This window comes from Alteromonas sp. KS69 (assembly GCF_003989595.1).
Taxonomy (GTDB): domain Bacteria; phylum Pseudomonadota; class Gammaproteobacteria; order Enterobacterales; family Alteromonadaceae; genus Alteromonas; species Alteromonas naphthalenivorans.
Genome location: NZ_PYHU01000070.1, coordinates 1 through 4,914 on the forward strand (window position 1 = coordinate 1; position 4,914 = coordinate 4,914).

Genomic DNA, 4,914 nt, shown 5'->3' on the forward strand with positions numbered 1-4,914 from the left:
CAAAGCTTAGCGTTATATGCTAATTGGTATTTAACTCATGGAAGAATATTTTGCTGGCCTAAGAAAAATTAAGCTTCGTTCTGACAACGTACATGCTGCTCGTTGGCCATGCTTTTATTTAGTATCAATAGGGATCTTTCTTGGCTTCTTGTTTCCGCCGTTGGGTTTTATTGCCCCACTATTCATCTATCTTTTTCTCTTTTTATTACTTCGATTGTCGTTATCAACCTGCCCACGTTGCAATAAGCGCTTTTATTCCTTGTTAAACATCATATTCAACGGTAGTTTTTATTCAAAATCAGGAATGTGGGCTGTCTCGTGTAACTCATGTGGCTTAAAGTTAAGCGAGCTTCCGGAGGTTGACGAAATCGCCATCAGCTCCCACAAAGACGAGTGGTTTAAATGAACAACGCATATAACAACTCAATAAACTCACTTACTTCGTTCGCTGGGACGCTTACACGTGGGGCGGCTTCGCCATTATGCCCCACATGTCTGCGCCCGTTATTGAAAAGTTATACCTTACGAGGGAAATGGAAATATAAATGGGCTATTTGAGAATTAATAAGAGATTTAGAGTGTTTCTATTTATTCTTGGCGTAACTAGTTTTAGTTACGGGCTCTATGATATTCACAGAGATCAAGCTGGGCGCAGTGGGCTAAATTCAACTCCTGAAAACTCGCCAACTTCTTACTACTTTACCATTAGCAAAAAGACAATTTTGGGTGCTGTTCTCATTCTTGTTTCTGTTAGTCCACTTTTGGGCAATTCAAAAAAGGATTAAACATGCACAGGTATAACAACTCAATAAACTCACTCACTTCGTTCGCTGGGACGCATACACGCAGGGCGGCTTCGCCATTATGCCCTACGTGTCTGCGCCCGTTATTGAAAAGTTATAAGCCAAAGGAATTGATGAGATGGACTCTCTTTTTATGATATACGCTGCACTAGCAATTTACATTGCAATAAGCCTAGCCGTATCAGTTTTCTTGGCGAAAAGGGATGACTTAGATAATGTGCAAAAAATTGCGCAAATCTTTCTTGTATGGTTAATTCCCTATATAGCTGCAATTGCTCTTTGGCAATTTCACAAAAGCCAAGATCTCCCAATTAAAAAGCATTCTGAGTTTGGTGGTGGCCCCAGAGATAGCAGTGGTGCTGGCTCGGATGGTAATCATTAGCAATGGCTTATAACAAACAAATTATGTCACTCGCTGCCGCTCGCTGGGACGCAAACACGTGCGCGGCTTCGCCATTATTGCTCACGTGTTTACGCCCCATATTTGGAAGTTAGGCGTCATTTACTTACAGCATAAAAAAGTGGGTTTAAGCGTGACATTCCGACTTCGAGGCTGTTTCGCTAGGTCGTCTTTGTGGCTAGCTTTCTCGGTTGTTTTAACCGCTTTAGCAACGTGCTTTTCTTAAACACCTCAACGCCAACATTCAACATCACCAGCTTTCTAAACTCGCTCTTTTATCCAGCAATGTCGTTAACATCTGGCATTTCGCACAGGGTTGTTTTATCTTAATTTCAACAATTTAAATAAGTGGCCTTATCGGCTAGTGGTGGCAGCAAAGCTGCGTACTTTCCTTTGTACGCCTAACAAAACGCTGTTGGCACTCCCTTCGGTCGCTGGGACGCTAACACGTGGGCTGGCTCGCTTCGCTCGGATTTTAGCCCACGTGCTAGCGCCCCAAAGCTTAGTGTTAGGTGCTAAAAGGAAAAATTATGAAATCATGGAATGAATTAACTAATCTACAACGCGCATTTATCGGCATCGCAATGGTTATTGCGGCAGCATTTTTACCTGAGATAGCCTTCTTAGTCCAATTAGGCGGTATGGAAGTCGCATTTGCTCTCGTTTTTGCTAGCCTAGCTCCCATCATTTCTTGGTTCTCAACAAAATACCAAGCAATTAAAGAGTGCTTTAAAACCTCAGTGGTGGCTTTTAGGCATAGTGCATCTGCTAAACCATCCGTCTTTATGGTTCAAGCTTCTTTTTGCGCCTTCACACTTCTATTTACAAGTTCGGGTTTATTGGCTTTTTACTTTTTTATGCCTAGTATGCTGCTAAACGGGGTCTTGGCGTGAGCGCACCTAACAACCCAATCAACTCACTCACTTCGTTCGCTGGGACGCATACATGCCGGACGGCTTCGCCATTATGCCCCACATGTCTGCGCCCGTTATTGGAAAGTTAGGCGTCATTTACTTACAGCATTAAAATGTGGGTTAAACCGTGACATTCCTACATCAAGGCTGTTTCACTAGGTCGTCCTTGCGGCTAGCTTTCTCGGTTGTTTTAACGGCTTTAGCAACGTGCTTTTCTTAAACACCGCAACGTCAACATTAAGCATCACCACTTTTCTAAACTCGCTCTTTTATCCAGCATTGCCGTTAACATCTAGCATTTCGCACAGGGTTGTTTTATCTTAAATTCAATAATTTAAACACGCGGTCTAATTGGCTAGTGGTGGCAGCAAAGCTGCGTACTTTTCTTTGTACGCCTAACAAAACGCTGTTGGCACTCCCTTCGGTCGCTGGGACGCTAACACGTGGGCTGACTCGCTTCGCTCGGATTTTAGCCCACGTGCTAGCGCCCCAAAGCTTAGCGTTATACGCAAAAGGAAATCTGTGAATAAAAAGGAATTTATTGGGCTTGTTGTATTAATTTGCTTACTCAATTTCGTACTTCAAATTTGGTATGCAGGTAATGCTGGCGATTTCATCGCAAATTATCTTGGCTACCCAGTAGGTGTTTTCATCATTCCTATTTTCATATCACAATTGCCTCCTTGTGTTACGCTTTTAGCTAGTTCAAAGCCGCTGGCGTCAAAACAAAAATTGCTCTTGTTTGGTATTCCTTGTTCTGTTTCGGTATGTTTAGTTTTTGGCTTTTACTTAGTAATGCAATATGGCGGTTAATTTTGGCAATTGCGTATAACAAAAAAATCAAGTCACTCACTGCGTTCGCTGGGACGCATACATGCGGGGCGGCTTCGCCATTATGCCCCACATGCCTGCGCCCCTTATTTAAAAGTTATGCATCAAGGAAAGATAAATGGAAATTTCATTCTTAGCGGATCAAAACTATTTTTGTAAAACCATTGCTGAATGGTATTACAATGAATGGGCAAAACATTACAACGTTCCATTCAATGTCGTTTTTGAAGACGTGAAAATCAAATCAAAATCAAAAACTAAGTTTCCACTTTGTTTTGTTGCTATGGACCAAAACAATGCTATTGGCGCTGTCGAACTCAAACTCTACGAAAATAAAGGCTACAACTATAAACATTGGTTGGGTGGCTTATTTGTGCTTCCGGATCATCGACGCTCCGGCATCGCAAAAAAGCTAATTCAAGCTGCATTAGACCATTCTCAGAAATTAGGAGTAGAAGCTCTTTATTTGCAATGTAAAACTGAACATTCGTCTTTGTATAGTTTATTTGGGTTTACCAGCATTCACTTGCTATCAGATAATACTTGCGTCATGGTAAAGGCTAGTGCAAATGCATAACAAGGCGCTCAAAAACGCCCCTGGCGGGGCTGGGACGCAAACGTGGCGCGGCTTCGCCATTATCGCGCCACATTCGCGCCCTTTAGCTTAGCGTTATATGCCATGAAACATTCGTGCTTTTTACTAATAATTCTTTCATTAGCTTTAGTTGGCTGTATAGCCAAACCTAGAGGATCTTATTACCAACCTTTCCACCCTCTTGGGCAAGCCGCATCTCGCACATGCGACGCGAATAGCAATAAAGTGCGCCTAGAAATAACTATCGAAGACGGTATAACTATGCAAACTCATTTGCTAGAGACAAGCAACGGTTCATTTGTTTTGGAAATTGGTTTTGTCTTAGAAAAAAATAAAGAAATCAAGCTACATTCAGACTCTATTGCAATACAATTTAATGAAGAAAAATCATTACTTGTATCGCTTAAAGAGTGGAAAAAACGAATACTAGTCGGAGGCGTTGTAAAGCAAAAATATCGTGGCTCAGTCTTCGAATACAATATGTCTTATAGTGAGTCTATAAGCATAACCGAAAGCATTGGAAACACTCTCAAAGTAACCGTCCCAGAATTTGAAGTTTCAGGTCAACGTAGACAACTTGCTCCAATAGTTTTCAAGAAAAAATCAGGAGAAGTACAGTGGTTACCGAAACTAAACTGTTAGCATATAACAAAGCGCTAAACACGTTCCCTTTGGTCACTGGGACACAAACGCAGCGGCGCTTCGCTATTATGCCGCTACGTTTGCGCCCGTTAGCTTAAAGTTATGTGCTTAAAGGTGTAAGCAGATGAAAAAGGTTTTAAATGGATTTCTACTAGGATTGGGATTTTCGATTGCTTTTGCATTGTTCATGACCATTTGGGCTATAACAGCTCAACCTAGAATCGAAGCCATGTTCGAAGAATCGTATAGCAAAGTAAAATCTGATTTCGATTCTTCTTTTATTGATAGCATGGGTTTAAAAATCGATAAAACTGTGATTCAAGACCAATCAGTTTTAATAAACTACAAAGTTAATAATATTGGTTCAGGTCTGGCGTCGCTATACTCCGTGAGATTCACCTTGAAAGCTTCAAATGGTCAATTTATGGGTAACTGCGACCATCAAATACCTGAGGCTTTTACTAATAATAACTTTATTTTTCTTTCAGTTCGCTGTTCGGATCTGCAGCTTCCAGCTAACGAGTTTGACGTTGCCATTGCTTCGGTTATTAAAAACCGACAACAATTTTAATTTACAGTAAGTTTAAATCGAAGGTTGAGTTTTGAACGCACATAACAACTCAATAAACTCACTCACTTTGTTCGCTGGGACCCATACACGTAGGGCGGCTTCGCCATTATGCCCCACGTGTTTGTGCCCGTTATTGGAAAGTTAGAACGCGTCAGCCT

General features: G+C 41.5%; 6 protein-coding genes. All 6 read left to right on the forward strand.

Annotation, left to right across the window (positions count from 1 at the left end; genetic code table 11):
* Positions 1-921: 921 nt before the first annotated feature.
* The 6 genes from C7Y69_RS21240 to C7Y69_RS21265 all read left to right on the forward strand — a co-directional run bounded on the left by C7Y69_RS21240 (position 922) and on the right by C7Y69_RS21265 (position 4,756).
* Complete coding sequence (locus C7Y69_RS21240; protein ID WP_061094136.1) at positions 922-1,185, forward strand: hypothetical protein; 264 nt, start codon at positions 922-924, stop codon at positions 1,183-1,185.
* Positions 1,186-1,733: 548 nt separating this feature from the next.
* Entirely contained in the window at positions 1,734-2,096 is a 363-nt protein-coding gene (locus C7Y69_RS21245; RefSeq protein ID WP_126874089.1) for a hypothetical protein, read from the forward strand.
* 543 nt (positions 2,097-2,639) lie between these two features.
* Positions 2,640-2,930: a hypothetical protein gene (locus tag C7Y69_RS21685; protein ID WP_185864215.1), complete on the forward strand. Its 291-nt coding sequence runs from the start codon at positions 2,640-2,642 to the stop codon at positions 2,928-2,930.
* A gap of 136 nt (positions 2,931-3,066) precedes the next feature.
* Complete coding sequence (locus C7Y69_RS21255) at positions 3,067-3,525, forward strand: GNAT family N-acetyltransferase (RefSeq protein WP_126874091.1); 459 nt, start codon at positions 3,067-3,069, stop codon at positions 3,523-3,525.
* Between the two features lie 279 nt (positions 3,526-3,804).
* Positions 3,805-4,185, forward strand: a complete 381-nt coding sequence (locus C7Y69_RS21260; protein ID WP_126874092.1) for a hypothetical protein — start codon at positions 3,805-3,807, stop codon at positions 4,183-4,185.
* A gap of 124 nt (positions 4,186-4,309) precedes the next feature.
* Complete coding sequence (locus tag C7Y69_RS21265; RefSeq protein WP_013785555.1) at positions 4,310-4,756, forward strand: hypothetical protein; 447 nt, start codon at positions 4,310-4,312, stop codon at positions 4,754-4,756.
* Positions 4,757-4,914: the final 158 nt, after the last annotated feature.

What these genes read in the sequence shown, in the direction of transcription:
- C7Y69_RS21240 (WP_061094136.1), top strand. Translation starts at nt 922, where the DNA reads ATGGACTCTCTTTTTATGATATACGCTGCACTAGCAATTTACATTGCA.
- C7Y69_RS21245 (WP_126874089.1), top strand. Translation starts at nt 1,734, where the DNA reads ATGAAATCATGGAATGAATTAACTAATCTACAACGCGCATTTATCGGC.
- C7Y69_RS21255 (WP_126874091.1), top strand. Translation starts at nt 3,067, where the DNA reads ATGGAAATTTCATTCTTAGCGGATCAAAACTATTTTTGTAAAACCATT.
- C7Y69_RS21260 (WP_126874092.1), top strand. Translation starts at nt 3,805, where the DNA reads ATGCAAACTCATTTGCTAGAGACAAGCAACGGTTCATTTGTTTTGGAA.
- C7Y69_RS21265 (WP_013785555.1), top strand. Translation starts at nt 4,310, where the DNA reads ATGAAAAAGGTTTTAAATGGATTTCTACTAGGATTGGGATTTTCGATT.